This window comes from Hymenobacter psoromatis (genome assembly GCA_001596155.1).
Lineage (GTDB): Bacteria > Bacteroidota > Bacteroidia > Cytophagales > Hymenobacteraceae > Hymenobacter.
This window is the reverse complement of the sequence record CP014771.1, coordinates 1,534,798-1,552,732: the sequence shown is the minus strand read 5'-3', so window position 1 is coordinate 1,552,732 and position 17,935 is coordinate 1,534,798. Positions and strand designations below refer to the sequence as shown.

General features: G+C 61.9%; 14 protein-coding genes. 4 read left to right on the top strand and 10 right to left on the bottom strand.

Annotated elements, in window-relative coordinates; genetic code table 11:
* The first annotated feature begins 146 nt into the window (after positions 1-146).
* On the top strand, positions 147-536 hold the full coding sequence (locus A0257_06625; protein AMR26817.1) for a hypothetical protein: 390 nt from the start codon (positions 147-149) through the stop codon (positions 534-536).
* On the opposite strand, the gene A0257_06620 is transcribed toward A0257_06625, so the two are convergent.
* The 8 genes from A0257_06620 to A0257_06585 form a co-directional block, all read right to left on the bottom strand.
* Entirely contained in the window at positions 476-2,257 is a 1,782-nt protein-coding gene (locus tag A0257_06620) for an ABC transporter ATP-binding protein (protein ID AMR26816.1), read from the bottom strand. The genes A0257_06625 and A0257_06620 overlap by 61 nt on opposite strands.
* Before the next feature lie 91 nt (positions 2,258-2,348).
* Entirely contained in the window at positions 2,349-2,717 is a 369-nt protein-coding gene (locus A0257_06615) for a hypothetical protein (GenBank protein ID AMR26815.1), read from the bottom strand.
* Positions 2,718-2,880: 163 nt separating this feature from the next.
* Entirely contained in the window at positions 2,881-4,422 is a 1,542-nt protein-coding gene (locus A0257_06610) for a hypothetical protein (GenBank protein AMR26814.1), read from the bottom strand.
* A 203-nt stretch (positions 4,423-4,625) separates the two neighbouring features.
* Positions 4,626-5,777 (bottom strand): hypothetical protein, encoded by a 1,152-nt coding sequence (locus tag A0257_06605; GenBank protein AMR26813.1) that lies wholly within the window; start codon positions 5,775-5,777, stop codon positions 4,626-4,628.
* Positions 5,778-6,050: 273 nt separating this feature from the next.
* On the bottom strand, positions 6,051-9,413 hold the full coding sequence (locus A0257_06600) for an RND transporter (GenBank protein AMR26812.1): 3,363 nt from the start codon (positions 9,411-9,413) through the stop codon (positions 6,051-6,053).
* A gap of 605 nt (positions 9,414-10,018) precedes the next feature.
* The gene (locus A0257_06595; GenBank protein ID AMR29648.1) at positions 10,019-10,585 is read right to left on the bottom strand and encodes a hypothetical protein; all 567 of its coding nucleotides are present in this window, start codon (positions 10,583-10,585) and stop codon (positions 10,019-10,021) included.
* 520 nt (positions 10,586-11,105) lie between these two features.
* A complete protein-coding gene (locus A0257_06590; protein ID AMR26811.1) occupies positions 11,106-11,492 on the bottom strand; it encodes a hypothetical protein in 387 nt (128 codons plus the stop codon).
* A 232-nt stretch (positions 11,493-11,724) separates the two neighbouring features.
* Entirely contained in the window at positions 11,725-12,936 is a 1,212-nt protein-coding gene (locus A0257_06585; protein ID AMR26810.1) for a proline dehydrogenase, read from the bottom strand.
* 184 nt (positions 12,937-13,120) lie between these two features.
* On the opposite strand from A0257_06585, the gene A0257_06580 reads away from it, so the two are divergent.
* Positions 13,121-14,254, top strand: a complete 1,134-nt coding sequence (locus A0257_06580) for a 3-deoxy-7-phosphoheptulonate synthase (GenBank protein ID AMR26809.1) — start codon at positions 13,121-13,123, stop codon at positions 14,252-14,254.
* A 15-nt stretch (positions 14,255-14,269) separates the two neighbouring features.
* Here A0257_06580 and A0257_06575 read toward each other — a convergent pair whose 3' ends face one another.
* Both A0257_06575 and A0257_06570 read right to left on the bottom strand, forming a co-directional pair.
* On the bottom strand, positions 14,270-14,677 hold the full coding sequence (locus tag A0257_06575; protein AMR26808.1) for a hypothetical protein: 408 nt from the start codon (positions 14,675-14,677) through the stop codon (positions 14,270-14,272).
* A 22-nt stretch (positions 14,678-14,699) separates the two neighbouring features.
* Complete coding sequence (locus A0257_06570) at positions 14,700-15,173, bottom strand: hypothetical protein (GenBank protein ID AMR26807.1); 474 nt, start codon at positions 15,171-15,173, stop codon at positions 14,700-14,702.
* Positions 15,174-15,323: 150 nt separating this feature from the next.
* Here A0257_06570 and A0257_06565 point away from each other — a divergent pair, with 150 nt between their 5' ends.
* Complete coding sequence (locus A0257_06565) at positions 15,324-16,367, top strand: 3-dehydroquinate synthase (GenBank protein AMR26806.1); 1,044 nt, start codon at positions 15,324-15,326, stop codon at positions 16,365-16,367.
* A 161-nt stretch (positions 16,368-16,528) separates the two neighbouring features.
* Positions 16,529-17,773: a 3-phosphoshikimate 1-carboxyvinyltransferase gene (locus tag A0257_06560; GenBank protein ID AMR26805.1), complete on the top strand. Its 1,245-nt coding sequence runs from the start codon at positions 16,529-16,531 to the stop codon at positions 17,771-17,773.
* The last annotated feature ends 162 nt before the right edge of the window (positions 17,774-17,935 follow it).

Here is a 17,935-nt window from a genome sequence, read left to right as displayed (position 1 = left end):
TTAGCGACCGGCCGGGGCCGGCTACGCCCGACGGGAAAGCGACCGGAACTACCCATTCGGTAAGGAAAAGTGCGGGTAGAATTACGGGGAGGGTCTTTACCTAATAAACTCTCGAAATGACTATTTCTGCCCGTAATTTTCCGCCTATGCGCCACCGCTTAGCAGCGCTGTTTCTGCTGTTAATCAACATTTTGCTAACGCCCGACCCAGCGCGGGCGCAAGTCCCGACCGGGATGCCTGCCGCGGCCACGGCGGACGATGCCTTTCAGGCCAAAATCCTGCTGGCGCTGTCGGATGCCAACATGGTGCCCTCGGCCTACCTCGACGGTAAGCCAGGACCCGTGGCGGGCACCGACGTGCTGAACGTGCTGGCCCTCGACGGGCACCAGGCCGCGCCGGTGAGTGTGCGGACGCGACCCTTTCCTACCGTCCGATTCCCTTCCGGCAAGCTAAAGCTTACCGTACACCCTGTACTCTACGCCTGTTGCAGCGCCGGCTCCTTGCGCTCGCCAATCTGCTGCCGCCACATGGCGTAGTAGAGGCCCTTTTGAGCCAGCAGCTCGGCGTGGCCGCCGGCTTCGGCCACCTGCCCGCGCTCCAGCACGAAAATGCGGTCGGCGTGCAGAATCGTGCTTAAGCGGTGGGCGATGAGCACCGTAATGTGCTGGCGCGAGCCCGACAGCTCGCGCACCGTGCGCCCGATTTCTTCCTCCGTGAGCGAGTCCAGAGCTGAGGTAGCTTCGTCGAAAACCAGGAGGGTAGGGTGGCGTAGCAGGGCGCGGGCGATGCTGAGGCGCTGCTTTTCGCCGCCGCTCACCTTCACGCCGCCTTCGCCCAGCACGGTGTCGAGGCCCTTGGGGGCGCGGGCCAGCAGGGTGTCGGCGGCCGCTTGGTGCAGGGCGCGCAGGCACTCTTCGTCGGTGGCCTGGGGCGCGACGAAGCGCAGGTTTTCGCGGATGGTGCCGGCAAAAAGCTGGGTGTCCTGGGTTACGAAGCCGATTTGCTCGCGCAGCTGGTCCAGGTCCACATTTTTGCTCGAAATGCCGTTGTACAGAATCTCGCCCGACAGCGGGGGGTAGAGGCCCACCAGCAGCTTCACGAGCGTGGTTTTGCCCGAGCCGCTGGGGCCGACGAACGCGATGGTTTCGCCCAGCTTCGCGCGGAACGAAATGCCCGCCAGCGCCGGCAGCGGGGCCGTGAGGTGCTTGAACGTTACGTCATCAAAAGCCAGCGTTTCAATATGCTCCACCAGTTGCGGATGGGCCGGCTTCACGTCGCGCGGAGTGTCGAGTATTTTCTGAAAATTAGCCAGCGACGCCTCCGACTCGCGGTAGTTGCCGATGATGGTGCCAAATTCCTGCAACGGCCCGAAGATGGAAAACGAGTAGATAAAGAACGAGAAAAACTCGCCCAGGCTGATGTGGTTCTGCACCCGCAAGTACAAGAGCAGCAAGATGATAATGTTGCGCAGCAAGTTCACGAACGTGCCCTGCACGAAACTCAGCGAGCGCAGGTAGCGCACCTTGCGTAGCTCCAGCTTCAGGATTTTATTGGTGATGCCGTTCAGGCGGTCGGTTTCCTGCTGGGCCAGGCCCAGGCTCTTGATTAGCTCAATGTTGCGCAGGCTCTCGGTAGTAGAGCCGGCCAGCGAGGTCGTTTCGGCCACGATGGTCTTCTGAATCACCTTGATGCGCTTGCTCAGCGCAAAGCTCAGAATACCCAGCAGCGGAATGGTGAGGAAGTAGCCCAGCGCAATGGGCCAGTACACGCTGATAGCGTACCACATCACGAAAATAATGCCTACCAGCGCCGTAAACAGCACGTTCACAAAGCTTTGAATCAACTTCTCCACGTCGAGGCGCACCTTCTGGAGCTTGCCCAGCGTCTCGCCCGAGCGCTGGTCTTCAAACACCTGGTAGGGCAAATCGAGCGAGTGCCGCAGGCCGTCGGAATACATGGTGGCCCCCAGCCGCTGGGTGATGACGTTGACGTAGTAATCCTGGAAATTCTTGGCAATGCGCGACACCATCGCTACCCCCAACATCATGGCCAGCAGCGGAATAGCCTCCCGGAAAAACGGCGCGAACGGCACGCGCCGCATCCCGGTCATATCGGGGTAGCGCGTCGCAAACTGGTCCACCAGCTTGCGGAAAATGTAGGGGTCAAGCAGCGAGAAAACCTGGTTGACGGCCGCCAGCACCAGCGCCAGCGCCAGCAGGCCCCAGTAGCGACGCAGGTAAGAATATAGGATTTGCATAAAAAACGCCGGGCGGCTGGCCTGGCGAACTGTAGCATACGCTTCAGCGTGTGCGGGTTAATTAGCGGCGTTTACTTGGAATATATTAAAATTATACTATTCTCGAAGTTTGTCGGCGCAGTGCCAGCACTACAAACAAAAGCACTAGCAGCACGATGGCCGGCACGCCCTTGGCCAACCCACCTGGAATCTTGGTGGCATGCATGAAAACAGCGCCCAGCATAATGATAATCAGACCCATAGCGGCCGGGCGCACGAAGCGCAGCAACAGCAAGCCGATGCCGCCCAGCACCTCACTGCTGGCAATGAGGTAAGCAAACCAGCCCGGCACGCCGAGGCCGGCAAACATGGTCACGGTATCAGACAAGTGCAGAAACTTCCTGATGCCGGAGGCTATGAAGGCAAAAGCCAGCAGGGCTTGTAAAATCCAGGCAACGGTATTGCGAGTAGTAGGTGACATAAGTGAGCAGAAAAATGGGTGAAACAGTGACAAAGTAACCCACTATCCCCCTAATAGTTGCCAACTACTCTTCACGAAGTGGACTGCGAAAAAAAGCAGGGTGCGGGGCTGGCTCCGCACCCTGCTTCACACTGAGTGTAATCACCCGGCCGAGGTAGCTTGGCTACTGCCAGCCGCCGCCCAGCGCCCGCACCAGCGCCACGGCCGCGCGCAGCTGCGTAGCCTGGGTTTGCACCACTAGGCGGGCGGCATCGAGGGTCTGGCGGTCGGCATCCACTACGGCAAAGTAGTCGGAGAGGCCGCGCTTGTAGCGCTCCAGAGTGAGGCGGCCGGCCAGGCGGGCGGCGCGCAGCGCCCGCTGCTGGGCCGCTAGCTGGGCCTCGCCGGCGCGCACGTCGGCCAGGGCGGTTTCTACTTCCTGGTAGGCTGTGAGCGCCGTGCCCTGGTAGGTGGCTACCTGCTCGCGGCCCTGGGCGCGGGCCAGCTGCTCGGCCCCGCGCAAGCGTCCGCCGTCAAAAAGCGGAATATTAAACCCGCCGCCCACGTAGTAGGTGAGGCCGTTGCCCACCTTGGCCACGTCACCGACATGGCTGCTCTGCGGGCCGATAAAGCCGTTGAGCAGGAGGGTAGGGAGGCGGTTGAGGCGGGCCTGGTCGGCGTGCAGGTCGGCGGCGGCCAGCAGGCGCTCCTGGCGGCGCAGGTCGGGCCGCCGCGTGAGCAGGCTGGCCGGCAGCGTGGCTGGAATAGCGGGCAGTGGCGGCAGCAGCGCGGGTACGGCCGCCGAGGGGGGGGTAGGGTTGATGCCCGTAGTCGGCAGCGCGCTCTGGTAGCTCACCGAGTCGGGCGCCAGCGAGGGCAGCACAAAGCTGCTGGCTGGCCGCCCGGTGAGCGTAGCCAGCGAGGCCACCAGCCCGGCGCGCTGGCGGCGCAGCTCAATGGCGCTGGCCTCCACGTTGGCTAGCTCGGTTTCAGCGCGGCGCAGGCCGATTTCATTGTCCACGCCGGCCTTGAAGCGGGCGGCGGTCAGCTGCACGTTGTAGCGCCGCGCCTGGCGGGCGCTGTCGAGCACCAACAGCTCGGCATCAAGGCCGCGCAGGCTGAAATACGAGTTAGCCGCATCGGCCGAAACGCTCAGGCGCACGGCCTGCTCGTCGGCCTCGCTGGCCTGCTCGTTGGCGCGGGCCGCCTGCGCGCCGCGCCGCAGCCGGCCCCACAGGTCCACTTCGTAGCTCACATTGAGCGGCACATAGTACTGCTGCTGCGGCACCGCCACCGCCGGAATAATTGCCGACTGCACCGGTCGCAGCGCCGAAAGCCGCGAATTATACACCTGGGGTGCCAGTGCAATTACCGGCGAGCGCTGGGCCTCGGCCACGCGCAACTGTGCCCGTGCCTGGTCGAGGCGGGCCAGCGCCGCCCGCGTCGTGAAGTTGAGGCTACCCGCCTGGCCCTCCAGCCGCGTCAGGGTCGTGTCATTAAACACAGCCCACCAGGCGGGCAGGCTCGGCTGCTGGGCCAGGCGCGCCTTCGAGGCGGTGTCGGCCACGGTGGGCGCAGGTACTTCGGCCCTACCCCGGCCCAGCGAGTCAACGGCCGCCGTGTTCTTAAACGCCGTGGGTACAGCCACGGCCGGCGGGTCGTAGGTGTAGTGGCTCGCGGCACAGCCGCCCAGCGCTAGGGTGAGCAGGACAAGGGAAATACGCATTAATTGCTGGAATCGAGGATGGAGCGGCGGTCGTCCTCCACGTTCACCTCACCCCCTAGCCCCCTCTCCTGCGGATAGGGGGAACTAGCTTTAGCATAGTTTTTAGACTATTAAGCTAAAACTAGAACTAGTCCCCCCTCTCCGCGGGAGAGGGGGCTAGGGGGTGAGGTAACCCGCGGAGGGCGACCCACACGCATACTACATTACTTCGCCACCGGCGACGACACGCGCGGCGCATCAGGGTCGTTGGCGCGGGGCTTAGCAGGCGGCGGGCCGGCCGGCTTGGCCGGTTTAGGAGCGGCTTTGGTATCCACGGCCAGGCCTTCGGTCAGGTTTTCGGCAGGATTTATAACTACCTTCTCGCCGCCCTTCAGGCCCTTGGTTACTTCGATGGTCGAGCCGAAGTCGCGGCCCAAAGTCAGGGGTAGGAAATGAATTTTACCGTCGCGCACCTCGGCTACTTTGGGGTCGATGCCCGGCACCAGCGCATTGGCCGAGATGAGCACGCTCGGCGCGCTTTGCGGCAGGCGGAAGCGCACCTGACCGTACACGCCGGGGCGCAACAGGCGCTTTGTGCCGCGGTTGGGCAGCACTACTTCGGTGCGCAGTGTACGCGTCTGGGCGTCGAGGGCTTCGGCGTCGCGGGCCACCCGGCCTTCGAAGGGCTGGTTCGGAAATTCGGGCACCAGCACGTCGGCCCGCAGCCCGCGCCGGATGCCGGGCACGAAGTTTTGGGGCACGTCCACAAAGGCGCGCAGCGTGTCGGTTTGCTCGATTTTGAAGAGCTGCGTGCCCGTGGCGTTGCCGCCCGTTACGAGCGTGCCCACGTCCACATTACGCTGCGTTACAACTCCATTGAAGGGGGCAACTACTTGCCGGAAAGCGCGTTGGGCTTGCAGCTGCTTCACCGCGGCACCTTGGGCGGCAAACTGCGCCCGGCCGGCATCCACTTCCTGCTGCGACACGGCGCCCGGCAGTGTCACGCTGGTGAGGCGGCCAAACGAGGTGCGGGCCAGCGCCAGGTTGGCCTGGGCCTGGGCAATCTGCTGGTCCAGCTCGGGGGTAGCGATGGTGGCCAGCACCTGGCCCTTGCGCACCTTTTGGCCGATGTCGCTGGTCCAGCTCTGCACGAAGCCATTGACGCGGGCAAAGGCGAACGTTTCGTGGTTCGAGCGCAGGTCAGCGGGCAGGGTTATGGTGGTGGTGTCGGGGGCCAGCTTGGCACGCTGCACCGTCACCACGGGCTTGGCGCTGGCCTGGGTCTGCGATTCTTCATCGCGGGCCTTGTTGTGCTTGAGGCGGGGTAGGAAGCCTACCAGAAACAGAATTCCGAAGACAATCAGCAAAACCAGCATAACCAGCCAGAAGCGGCCCTTGCCAGAGGAAGTAGGTGCAGTTGAGTCAGTTGACATGTAAAAAGTAAAGCAGTTTGGGAAGTGGCAAAGGGCTGCCCGTCAGTCCATAAGCTCGTTAGAACGTCAGTCCGTCAGCCCGTCATTCCGAGCTTGCCGAGGAATCTCGCTCGGGCCGTTGGGGCTTCGTTCCACGAGGCGAGCGAGATTCCTCGGCAAGCTCGGAATGACGGGCTGACGGACTGACGGAATAATAACTTCCTTATTAGTAACTAATTAAGCGGCTTGCGCCTGCGGTTCAGGCTGAGCTTCAGCCTCGGCCGGCTGCTCTTCCTTCTTTTTCAGGTAAGAAAACATAATCGGCACGAAAAACAGCGTGGTAACGGTTGCCAGCATCAGCCCGCCGATTACGGCGCGGCCCAGCGGAGCATTCTGCTCGCCGCCCTCCCCCAGGCCCAGCGACATGGGTAGCAGACCGATAATCATGGCCAGGGCCGTCATCAGCACTGGCCGCAGGCGGGTGAAGCCGGCGTCCAGGGCCGCGTCGCGGGGGCTTAGGTCGGGCTCTTCCTCGCGCCGCTCATTAGCAAACGTCACCAGCAGAATGGAGTTGGCCGTGGCTACCCCGATGCACATAATGGCACCCATCAAGGCCGGCACGCTCAGCGTGGTCTGGGTCACAAACAGCATCCACAAAATGCCCGCTAGCGCGCCCGGCAAAGCCGTGATGATGATGAGCGGGTCGAGCCAGCTCTGAAAATTCACCGCCATCAGCAAGTAAACCAGCACGATAGCGCCCGCCAGACCAAGCCCAAGGCCGATAAACGACGTGCGCATCGACTCCACTTGCCCGCGCATCACGATGGTCGTGCCCTTGGGCAGGTGCTTCTCGGCGTCGGCAATAATGCGGCGAATATCCTTGCTCACGCCGCCCAGGTCGCGGCCGCTCACGCTGGCGTAGAGGTCCACGGTGCGCTGAATGTTGTAGTCCGAGGCCACGGCCGAGGTCTGGGTGCGGCGTATCTGGGCGAAGCTGGTCAGCAGCTGGGGGGTAGGCTGGTCGGGGCCCGTCACCGTGATGTTGCCGACCTCATTCAGGTTAGCGAGCTTGCTGGGCGGCGTCTGCACGGCCACGGTGTAGCTCACGCCATTTTGCGGATTCAGCCACTGGTTGGGGTTGGTTTGGGTGCTGCTGCTCAGGTTCACGAGTAGGTTGTTGGCAATGTCGCGCTGGGCCAGGCCGGCCTGCTGGGCGCGCACCCGGTCAATGTCCAGGCGCAGCTGCGGCTGGTCAAAAGCCTGGTATATAAAGGCATCCACTACCCCCGGCACGTTGTTTATCCGCTTCTTCAGCTGCGCCGCGATTTCCTGGTTGGCCTTGGTATTGCGGCCCGTCACCTGAATGTCGATGGGCGCGGGCAGGCCAAAGTTCAGCGTCTGGTTCACGATATCGGCCGGCTGAAAAAAGACAATCAGGTCGGGATACTGCTGGTGAATCTTGCGGCGGATTTCCTGGATGTAGCCGGCCGTGGGGCCGTGCTTTTCCTTCATGCTCACCAATATCTCGCCATCGCCGGCCCCAATGGTCGGGTTGTCGCTCAGCAGCAGGTTGATAGATACTACCGGCAGGCCAATGTTAGCCAGCACCAAATCCAGCTCCTTGGCCGGAATCACCTGCCGAATCACGCCCTCTACCTGCCGGAAGCGTAGCTCCGTTTCCTCTATCCGCGTGCCGGTGGGCACCCGCACGTGCAGGCGCAGCTGCCCGGCATCCACGGTCGGAAAGAAGTTTTGGCCAATCAGCGGAAACAGCCCCAGCGAACCCACGAACAGCACCACGAAGGCCGTCACCACCAACCCGCGGTTGCCGAGCGCCCAGTCGAGCGCGCCCTTGTAGCCGTGCCGGAATTTCTCAAAATGATGCTCAAAACCCGTGTGCAGGCGCCACACCCACGTCTTAGTAATGGCTTTGCCGGCTTGGCGCTCCTCGTCGGTAATGCCCCGCTCGGCCTCTTCCTCGGCCGTGCCGCTGGGATGCTCGCGCTCAAACTGCTCGCGGTGCAGGCGGGCCAGGTCGCGCTCACCCTGCGTCACCTCGCGGCCGTTGCGGAAGTGCGCACTCGGCACTTGCTCCTCTTCCTGCGCGTGGTAAATGGGCAACTCGTTGCGCAGCAGGTACATCACCATCGTGGGCACCAGCGTCCGGCTCAGAATGTACGAGGCCAGCATGGCAAAAATCACGGCCGTAGCCAGCGGCGCGAAAATGGCCGACGCTACCCCCCCTAAAAAGAACACCGGCACGAACACAATGCAAATGGACAGCGTAGCCACCAGCGCGGGGGTAGCAATCTGCTGCGCTCCATCCAGAATGCTGCGCTTGAGCAGCTTTTTCTGGCCCATGTTGCGGTGAATATTCTCGATTTCCACCGTCGCGTCATCCACCAGAATGCCCACCGCCAGCGAGAGGCCACCCAACGTCATAATATTCAGGGTCTGGCCCAGAATATTCATCACAATAATGCTGACCAGAATCGAGAGCGGAATGCTGATGGCGATAATGAGCGTGGAGCGCCACGAGCCCAGAAACAGCAAAATCATGAGCGCCGTGAGCGCCGCCGCAATGCTAGCCTCCACAATTACGCCCTTAATGGAGGCCCGCACGAAAAACGACTGGTCAAACAACAGCTTGATATTCAGGCCGGCCGGGGCATTGGCCTGGATATTCGGTAGCGCTTTCTTAATCTTGTCAATAACGTCCAGCGTCGAGGCCGCGCCGCTTTTCAGAATGGGAATAATGGCCGTGCGCCGTCCATTCTGGCGCACGATATTCTGCTGGACCGCCGAGCCCTCGTGCACAAACGCCACGTCGCGGATGTAGGTCGTCACGCCATTTACCGTCTTGATAGGCAGGTCGTTGAGCGTAGCCACCGCCTCCGGGCTGGAGTTAAGTTTCACGTCGTATTCGCGGTTACCAATCTTGGCCGAGCCGGCCGGAATAATGATATTCTGGCTCGTGAGGGTGTTCACCACGTCGTCGGCGCTCAAGCCCTTGCCGGCCAGCTTCTGCGGGTCGAGGTCCACCATTATCTGCTTGGGCTTGCCGCCGTTGGGTAGCAGCACCGAGGCGCCCTGCACCACCGCCAGCCCCGGCCGGATGAAGGCATTGGCCGCGTCATAGAGGTCCGATTCGCCCAGAGTTTCGGAGCTGAGCGAGGTCTGCGCAATCGGCACGTTAGAAGCCGAGTAGCGGATAATGAGCGGTGGTGTAATGCCCGGCGGCAGCACCCGCAACAGCGTCTGGCAAATGGCCGTGAGCTGCGCTACCCCCCCATCGGGGTTGGTGCCGGGCTGCAAAAACACCTTTATCAGCCCGATGCCCTTCAGGCTCTGGCTTTCCAAGTGTTCCACGTTGCTCACGGTCGTGGTAATGGCGCGCTCCACGGGCACCACCACGCGCTGGTTCATCTCCTCAGGCGCGATGCCCGAATACGTCCACACAATGCCCACCACCGGAATCGGGATATCGGGGAAAATATCCACTGCCATGCGCTGAATCGTCAGCACTCCGCCAATGAGAATCAGCAGCGCCATCACCACGAAGGTGTAGGGCCGCGCCAGCGCCAGTCTTACTATCCACATAGGTTGTCCCCAGGCCGCGCCCAGGTCACTCGTTCAACGTAAAATATCCTGCCTTCCCTTCCGAATCGAGCACTAAAACCGCTCGGGCTCGAAATAGTTGCTTCGCAACGACCAGATAAAATTACTCACTGCTGTTACGCAAGGGGCAGTAGCGCGAACTTTGTAGTTCGCGTCCCCGCGCCGTTAAAGCCAGTAGAACGGCGTGGGAACGCGAACTACAAAGTTCGCGCTACTGCCCGTTGCCATCTCGAATAAGGTAGGGCGTAACAGCAGTTACTCAATAATTACTTCATTAATAATTCATTAGCGCAAGCAGATGAGTTAGCCAGGGCGAGTAAGCTGGGTGGGATGCGAAAGACGGGGTAGGCCAGTAATTTAAGTGCGCCGCGCTACGCGCCGACTTGCTCATTGACACCAAAACCCCGGCAGCGTTGCAGTAAACAGGCTAATTTCGGCAGTTTCAGCGTCGATGCACAGGATATAGAGGTGTGAACCTGCTCGCTTGGTCTTTGTCTTTTTGATTATCAAGATTATATCACCTGCTTCGCGCACAAAAAAAGCCTCTCCCGGCTGGGAGAGGCTTTTCCAAAACCTAAAGGCAGCTATTAATAGCGGTACACCTTATCGGCATTATTGGTCTTGAACTGCTCTTCGAAATACTTGGCATCTTCAGCATTGCGAGGCTTTACACCCATCACGATACCGCCATTCTTGATGCCTTGCTCATATTCAGCAGCGTGCTCTTCGGGAATACCCGAGCCTACCAGCGCGCCTACCAGGCCACCCGTGAGTCCACCGGCACCAGCGCCAGCCAGCGCAGCGGCCAGCGGGCCGGCGATGATAAGACCGAGGCCCGGCAGCGCTACCGAAGTACCGATGGCGGCAATGGCTCCAATAATAGCGCCGGCCGTGCCACCAATGGCCGAGCCTACGCCCGCGCCTTCCATAGCCTTGTCGCCCAGCTCAGTGCGTTGCGCATCGTACTGGTCGTTAAACTGATTTTTGCGCGTGTCATCCGACATCATCAGGTTCACATCGTCTTTGCCGTAGCCACGCTCGTGTAGCGACTGGTAGGCCTTCTCGGCGCTGTCGCGGTCGCGGAAAATGCCGCTGGTCGTGCTGCCTGCCTGGTAGTCGTAGCTATCGTTCTGGCCCGTGAAAGCGTCCTTCACAGCGTGAGCAGCGCGGTCAGTGGTGTTCTGCACAGCATCAACGCCACGGCCTACGGCGGCACCGGCAGTGCCGGCTACTGCGGCACCCTTGGCAGTAGCGCTGTAGTCATCACCGGGGCGCGAACCAGTATCAGCCGCGTTGGTGGGGGTAGTGCCGTCCAAAGCAGCAGTCTTGCTGTACTCGTCAGTGCCTGCGTAGCTAGTGCTTTCGCTGCTCAGATTGCCGCTGTTGCCGAGGCCAGTGCCGGTGTTGCTGGTGCCATAATTGGCACCGGCGCCGGTGCCAGAGTTCATCGGGTTGTTTGCATCGTTGGTGCTCATCGGAAAGGGGGAAATTAGATTAAGGGTCGCCAGAACCAGATGTTCGGCTTCTCGCATCTTAACGGTGCTAGCCGAATGTTGGTTACGAGCCAAGGAAATATAAGCCTGCGCTTAGCTCGCCGCCGGGGGTAGGGCATAAAAAAAGACCCTGGCGGCGGCCAGGGTCTTATAGTCAGTCTAAGAGCGAGTTAGCTGGTGGCTAGCGCTCCGCGAGGTTTAATCCGTACTGCGCGTAGTTATCTTCCTCCTGCCAAAACTCGCGGCAATCTTTTAATAAATTCTTTAGGAAACTTTCATCTTGCTTCAGCGTGCGCCACTCGCCCAGGCCTAGTCGCTCACATAGCTTGTAAAAATTATCGCCCTGCCCTTTGGAGCCCGGCACGCGCACCAGACAGCTCAGCAGGGGCCGGCCGGCGGCGTATTCTTCGGTCGAGATTTCGGCGAGCAACTCGTTGAGGCGCGATTTCTCGTGCGAAATATCCAGATTCAAGCCTAGCTCGGTTTCCTGCACCAGGGTGAGGTAGCTGACCGTACCGGCCTGCTGCCGGGCATAGCGAATAAGGTAATGGCGAAGACGACTAATCATGGAGAATATAGGGGATAGGCAACGTTGAAAACCCGCACCAGGCGCGTAATCAACGTTATATAATACGAAGGTGAGCACGTGGGTGGATTGCTACCCGGCCCGTCCGGCCCCAGACTACTTACTGCCTGAACCACGGTGGCTGGCCGCACCACTACTCACCAGAAGAGCCCAAAAACCGCGCCGACGTTGCAAGCGGGCCGGTGCCTCACCCACTATTTTCAAGGGGGTAGAGCTAGCTGCGGCCCTTGCGCCGACGCAGTTCGTTCTGAATCAATAAAAACTCGCGGCTGCTCTGGCCGGCGATGGCGGTGTTCTCGTTGGCGCGGCGCAGCAGGTAGGGCATCACGGCTTCTACGGGGCCGTAGGGGACGTACTTGGCGGTGCGGTAGCCGGCGTGGGCCAAGTTGTAGCTCAGGTTATCGCTCATGCCGTAGAGCTGGGCAAACCACACGCGCTCGTCGCCGGGCACCAGGTTGGCCTGCTGCATCAACTGGGTCAGCAGCAAGGAGCTGGCTTCGTTGTGCGTGCCGGCGCACAGGCTAATGCGGTCAATATGGTTTACGCAGTAGCGCAGCGATTCGTTGTATAAGTCGTCGGTGGCCTGCTTGCTGGAATTAATGGGGGTAGCCTGGCCGCGCTGCTTGGCCACGCGGGCTTCCTTCTCCATGTAAGCGCCACGTACCAGCTTCACACCCAGGTAGTAGCCGCCGGCCGTGGCGCGGTCGTAGGCAGCTTGCAGGGCTTCGAGCCGGTCGTGGCGGTAGAGCTGGTAGGTGTTCCACACGATGGCCCGCTCCTGGTTGTAGCGCTGCATCATGGTTTCGGTCAGCTCGTCGATGGTGTGCTGAAACCAGCTCTCCTCGGCATCCACGAACAGGCGCACGCCATGCTGATGGGCGCTGGCGCACAAGGCATCGAGCCGCTGCTGGCCGCGCTCAAACGCCGCTTGCTCGGGCGCGGTGAGGGCGGTGCCGGCCTGCGTTTTTTCGAGCAGCGCCGTGGGTAGCAGGCCCGTCACTTTGAATACCGAAAACGGAATATTCGGCGTGGTCGCGGCCATTGCGATGGTGGCCAGAATCTCGTCGCGGGTGCGGTCGAAGCTGTGGTCATTGCCGGTGCCTTCCACCGAGTAGTCGAGGATGGTGCCGATGCGGTAGCGGCCCAATTCGGCAATCACCGGCTGGCATTCCTGAATCGTCTCGCCGCCGCAAAACTGCTTGAAAATGCTGTTCTTAATCAGAAACTTGGTGCCCGGAAAGCCCAGCTTGAGCGCCGACTGCATCAGGCCGCTGCCCACCTGCACCAAGCTGCCATTGTTCATGGCCGCGAACAGGGCGTACATCTTGCGCAGCTCACCATCCGACTTGGCTTCGAAGGCAATGCGCGTATCTTCAAACGAGACGGGGGCCACGGGCGGGGCCGACGCGGTGGGGATAATAGACATGGGGGCCAGGAAGCTGCGGGTGAGAGGGGGAGGAGAGGGGGTAGGACGAAGGTAACGCCCCCCGCTAAAACCTCGTTCGGCGGTCGTAGGTTACTTTTAGGGTTATAAAGTGGCGCGGGCTCTGCGAGGCCGCGCGTAAGTCGTTCTAAGCACGGGCTCGCAGAGCCCGCGCCACAAGTCATAAATGGAAAAAAGTACCGCTACCGCCGACACGTATTTCACCCGCCTGCTGGCGGCCAAAGGTCAACCCCTCATTATTGCCGGCCCCTGCTCGGCCGAGTCCGAAGCGCAAGTCCTGACGGTGGCCCGTGCCCTCAAGGCGGCCGGCCAGGCCGACATGTACCGCGCCGGCATCTGGAAGCCGCGCACCAAGCCCGGCGGCTTCGAAGGCCGCGGCACCGCCGCGCTGCCCTGGCTGCAAGCCGCCCGCGCCGAAACCGGCCTGCCCATGTGCATTGAAGTGGCCACCCCTAAGCACGTGGAAGAAGCCCTGAAGCACGGCATCGATGTGCTCTGGATTGGCGCGCGCACCACCGTCAACCCCTTCGCGGTGCAGGAGCTGGCCGACGCGCTGGCCGGCACCGGCGTGCCCGTGATGGTCAAAAACCCCGTCAACCCCGACCTCGCGCTCTGGATTGGCGCGCTGGAGCGGCTGGAGCGCGCTGGCATTACCGATTTGGCGGCTATTCACCGGGGTTTCAGCACGTTTGCGCCTTCGCGCTACCGCAACGCGCCCACCTGGGCCATCCCGATTGAGTTGAAAACGCGCTACCCCAAGCTGCCGCTTATCAACGACCCCAGCCACATCGGCGGCGCCCGCGATTTGCTGCTGCCCATCGCCCAAAAGGCCCTCGACCTCGATTACGATGGCCTTATCATCGAGACGCACCCCGACCCCGACCACGCCCTGAGCGACGCCGCCCAGCAGGTGACGCCCGCCCGCCTGCAAGAAATCCTGAGCGAGCTGAAATACCGCTACCGCAGCTCCGACAATGTCGATTACCGCAACAAGGCCGAGGAGCTGCGCCAGAAAATGGACACCGCCGACCACGAAATCCTCGAAATGCTGGCCCGCCGCATGGCCCTCATCCAGGAGCTGGCCGAGTATAAGAAGGAGAATAATGTGAAGATTCTGCAGCTCGAACGCTGGCAGGAAATCTTCAAAACCCGTCCCGAGTGGGGAAAAAAGCTCAACATCGACGAGCACTTCGTGGGCGAGCTCTACAAGCTCATTCACATCGAAAGCATTCGCCAGCAAACCGAGGTGCTCAACGGCCGCCCCGTTGACGGCCCCGTGAACCTGGGGCCGGGCCTGTAGGCGGGGGTAGGGCGGCTACTGGCGCTGGTAGGTGTACTTAGGGCCATCGGCCGCGCTGCATTGGTCGATAACCAGCATATTATTCTGGATGCTGTAGGCGCCTTTAGGCACGTACACGCTGGGCACCGACGCCGTGAGCGTGATAAGCGGCACGCTCACGCTGGCCGAGCAGCTGGGTCCCTGACTGGTGGCATAGCTGCCCTCGGCCGCCAGGGCGCCGTTGCGGAAGAGTTGAAAATGCTGGCCTGCATCGAGCGTCAGCACCTCGTTGGGCACGGGCTGGCCAGCAGGGCAGTAGCACTGTACATTGGTGAGCCGCCAGGTGCCCGCCAGTTCATCGGAGGGCGCGGGTGAGTCGCTGTCGTGGCGGCAGCCGCTGAGGCTGGCTGCTAGCAAGAGGCTGGTGTAGAGCAGTTTGTTCATAAAAGAGGGGGGGTAGGGAAAATTACTCGGCAACCCAATGATACGTCTCATATGCCCCGCCATCGACGCAAGCGTCTTCGCCCGTGATGCTAAGCACCTGCTGGCCGCTTTGCTGATTGATGGCGTAGGTTTTGCGCTCGTTATTCGGCAGTTTTTCCTCGCTGGTCGAATACGTGATGAGGGGAAAGCTGGCCTGCTTGTAGCCGCAGCGCGGCAGCGGTCCCATCGAAAGCTGGTAGCTGGTGCGGTAGTCGCTTTGGCCGCTGCGGCGCAATAGCAGCTGCCCGCCCGTGCCAAATACCAGCTGGCGGGTGTAGCCCTCGGTGGCAGGGCTGCGGTTGCCGGCCCAGCCCAGCGTCGAGTGGTCCCATTCCCAATGCCCGGTGCCCAGCGCCAGCTCATCGTAGTTGCTGGGCCGAATGTCGGCGTCGTGCTGGCAGCCGGCCGCTAGCTGCGACACGGCCAGCAAGGTGGCATAGCGCAAAAGTTTGTTCATAGGAAATCAGTGGTAAGGAGCGCGCGGGATATATATACTAGAGCATCACTGGCCAAAAATCGTTGCACGGCGTGCCATAAAAAATGCTTGGGCCGGCCCGTCGTTTATTTGCACCTGCTTACTGTTTAGCTCACCCGCGCCATTTTTGCCTTGAATAATCCGCCCACCATTGGCCCCGCCGCCCTCCCCGCCCTGGCCGAGCTGCTGCGCCAGGCACCGCCCAGCCGCCTCTTCGTGCTGGCCGATACCAACACGGCGCGCGATTGCTACCCCCTGCTGCGCGCCCAACTGCCGCCGCACGAGCTGCTGACCATCGCGGCCGGCGAAGCGCATAAAACGTTGGCCACCTGCACCGAAGTCTGGACCTGGCTCACCAACTACCACGCCGACCGCCATGCCCTGCTCGTGTGCCTGGGCGGGGGGGTAGTAACGGACCTCGGCGGCTTTTGCGCCGCCACCTACAAGCGCGGCCTGCGCTGCGTGGGCGTGCCCACCACGCTGCTGGCCCAGGTCGATGCGGCGGTGGGGGGTAAGACAGGCATTGATTTTCAGGGCTTTAAAAACCACATCGGCGTATTTCAGGAGCCGGAGGCGGTGTTCATGGAGCCCGCGTTTCTGGCCACGCTGCCGGCCGGCGAGCTGCGCTCGGGCTACGCCGAGGTCGTCAAGCACGCGCTCATCGCCGATGCCGCCGTCTTCGCCGGGCTGCGCGAATTGCGCGTGTCGGATGTGCCTGATTGGACGCCCATTATCCGCCACTCAGTGGCTATTAAAGAAGCCATCGTGGCCCAGGACCCGCACGAAAGCGGCCCGCGCAAGCTGCTCAACTTTGGCCACACCATCGGCCACGCCCTCGAAAGCTACTTGCTGGCCCAGCCCGGCCGCGCCGTGCGCCACGGCGAAGCCGTGGCGGCGGGCCTGGTGGCCGAAAGCTGGCTCTCGGCCGAGCGCGGCCTGCTCACGGCCGGCGAGTTGGCCCAGGTGCGGGGGGTAGTAAATGCGTCGTTCGAGCCGCTGCAATTTGGGGAAAATGAGATTGCGGAAATCGCTGCTTACGCCCTGCACGACAAGAAAAACCACGGTACAACCATCAAATGCACCCTGCTGCACGGGTTGGGCCACGGCATTTTTGACCAGGCCATCACCATCGCCGAAATCAGCGCCGCGCTGCGGGCTTATAGGAATGTGCGGTAAGCTTTAGCTTGCCGGTAAAAGTGTAGGGTAAGCTTTAGCTTGCCGTAAGTAAGTACTTAATAATTAGTTAATCTATTTTAAAGAAGGGTTTATATTAAATCTGGCAAGCTAAAGCTTACCGCACATTCCCGGCAAGCTGAAGCTTACCCCACACTTTTTTCATGACCATCCAACACCTGCGCTGGCCGGGCGGCCCGCTAAGCGGCACGGCCCACCTACCGGCCTCCAAAAGCGAAGCCAACCGCGCCCTGCTGCTCCAGCGCCTGGCCGGCGGCGGCACCCTCACCAACCTCTCCGAAGCCAACGATACCGTGCTGATGCAGCGCCTGCTAGGCCAGGCCGCCGGCACCGACCTGCTCGACGCCGAAGACGCCGGCACTGTCATGCGCTTCCTGACGGCCTACCTGGCCGTGACCGGCTGGCGCGGCACCCTCACCGGCGCGGCCCGCATGAAGCAGCGGCCCATCAGTGTTTTGGTCGATGCGCTGCGCACGCTAGGGGCTGATATTGAGTATGTTGAAAAGCAAGGCTACCCGCCCTTGCGCTTCACCGGGGGGGGTAGGGCGGCGGCCACAGCCGAGCTGGCCGTGCGCGGCGACATCAGTAGCCAGTACATTTCGGCGCTGCTAATGGTGGCCCCCATGCTGCCCGGCGGCCTGCGCCTGCGCCTTACCGGCGAGGTCGGTTCGCGGCCGTATATTAAGATGACCCTCAAGCAGATGCATCACTTTGGCGCTACTGCCACCGAGATGGGCCACGATGAGATTGAGGTGCTGCCCGGCGGCTACCGCCCGGCCGACTACCAGGTGGAAAGCGACTGGTCGGCGGCCAGCTACTGGTACGCGCTGCTGGCGCTGGCCCCGGCGGGCTCCAGCCTGGTGCTGCCCGGCCTGCGCGAAAAATCGTGGCAGGGCGACCACATTATCCAGCATCTTATGCGGCCGCTGGGCGTGGCCACCGAGTTTTTGGCCGATGGCAGCGGGGCGCGCCTCACGCAGGTGCCCCCCCACCCGGTGCCGGCCCACGCGCCCACTATTAATTTCACCGATTGCCCCGACCTCGCCCAGACCGTGGCTGTGGTGGCCACCGCCCTCGGCCGCCCGCTGCGCCTCACGGGCCTGCACAGCCTGCGCATCAAGGAAACCGACCGCATCGCGGCCATCCAGACCGAGCTGCGCAAGTTCGGGGCCGATATGCCCGAGGTGGAGCCCGATATATTCGAGGTGCAATCAGCTGGTTTTAAAGTTGATGGCCAGGTAGTTGATACCTGCGACGACCACCGCATGGCAATGGCTTTCGCGCCGCTGGCCATGCGCGGGCCGCTGGCCGTGCAGGAGCCGCTGGTGGTGCGCAAGTCCTACCCCAGCTTCTGGCGCGCATTAGCAGCCGTGGGGATGGCAGAGTAGCGTGGGCAGTTTCATCAGCGGCGGGCCGTAGCGCGAACTTTGTAGTTCGCGTCCCCGCGCCGTTGGCACTGACCAAACGGCGCGGGGACGCGAACTACAAAGTTCGCGCTACTACCCGTTTTTACACCGTCCCTGAACCCTCGCCAGGACAGAAGTTTAAAA

Bases quoted from the DNA above. Each gene is read 5' to 3' on its own strand.
- A0257_06625 (AMR26817.1), top strand. From the start codon at position 147: ATGCGCCACCGCTTAGCAGCGCTGTTTCTGCTGTTAATCAACATTTTG.
- A0257_06620 (AMR26816.1), bottom strand. From the start codon at position 2,257: ATGCAAATCCTATATTCTTACCTGCGTCGCTACTGGGGCCTGCTGGCG.
- A0257_06615 (AMR26815.1), bottom strand. From the start codon at position 2,717: ATGTCACCTACTACTCGCAATACCGTTGCCTGGATTTTACAAGCCCTG.
- A0257_06610 (AMR26814.1), bottom strand. From the start codon at position 4,422: ATGCGTATTTCCCTTGTCCTGCTCACCCTAGCGCTGGGCGGCTGTGCC.
- A0257_06605 (AMR26813.1), bottom strand. From the start codon at position 5,777: ATGCTGGTTTTGCTGATTGTCTTCGGAATTCTGTTTCTGGTAGGCTTC.
- A0257_06600 (AMR26812.1), bottom strand. From the start codon at position 9,413: ATGTGGATAGTAAGACTGGCGCTGGCGCGGCCCTACACCTTCGTGGTG.
- A0257_06590 (AMR26811.1), bottom strand. From the start codon at position 11,492: ATGATTAGTCGTCTTCGCCATTACCTTATTCGCTATGCCCGGCAGCAG.
- A0257_06585 (AMR26810.1), bottom strand. From the start codon at position 12,936: ATGTCTATTATCCCCACCGCGTCGGCCCCGCCCGTGGCCCCCGTCTCG.
- A0257_06580 (AMR26809.1), top strand. From the start codon at position 13,121: ATGGAAAAAAGTACCGCTACCGCCGACACGTATTTCACCCGCCTGCTG.
- A0257_06575 (AMR26808.1), bottom strand. From the start codon at position 14,677: ATGAACAAACTGCTCTACACCAGCCTCTTGCTAGCAGCCAGCCTCAGC.
- A0257_06570 (AMR26807.1), bottom strand. From the start codon at position 15,173: ATGAACAAACTTTTGCGCTATGCCACCTTGCTGGCCGTGTCGCAGCTA.
- A0257_06560 (AMR26805.1), top strand. From the start codon at position 16,529: ATGACCATCCAACACCTGCGCTGGCCGGGCGGCCCGCTAAGCGGCACG.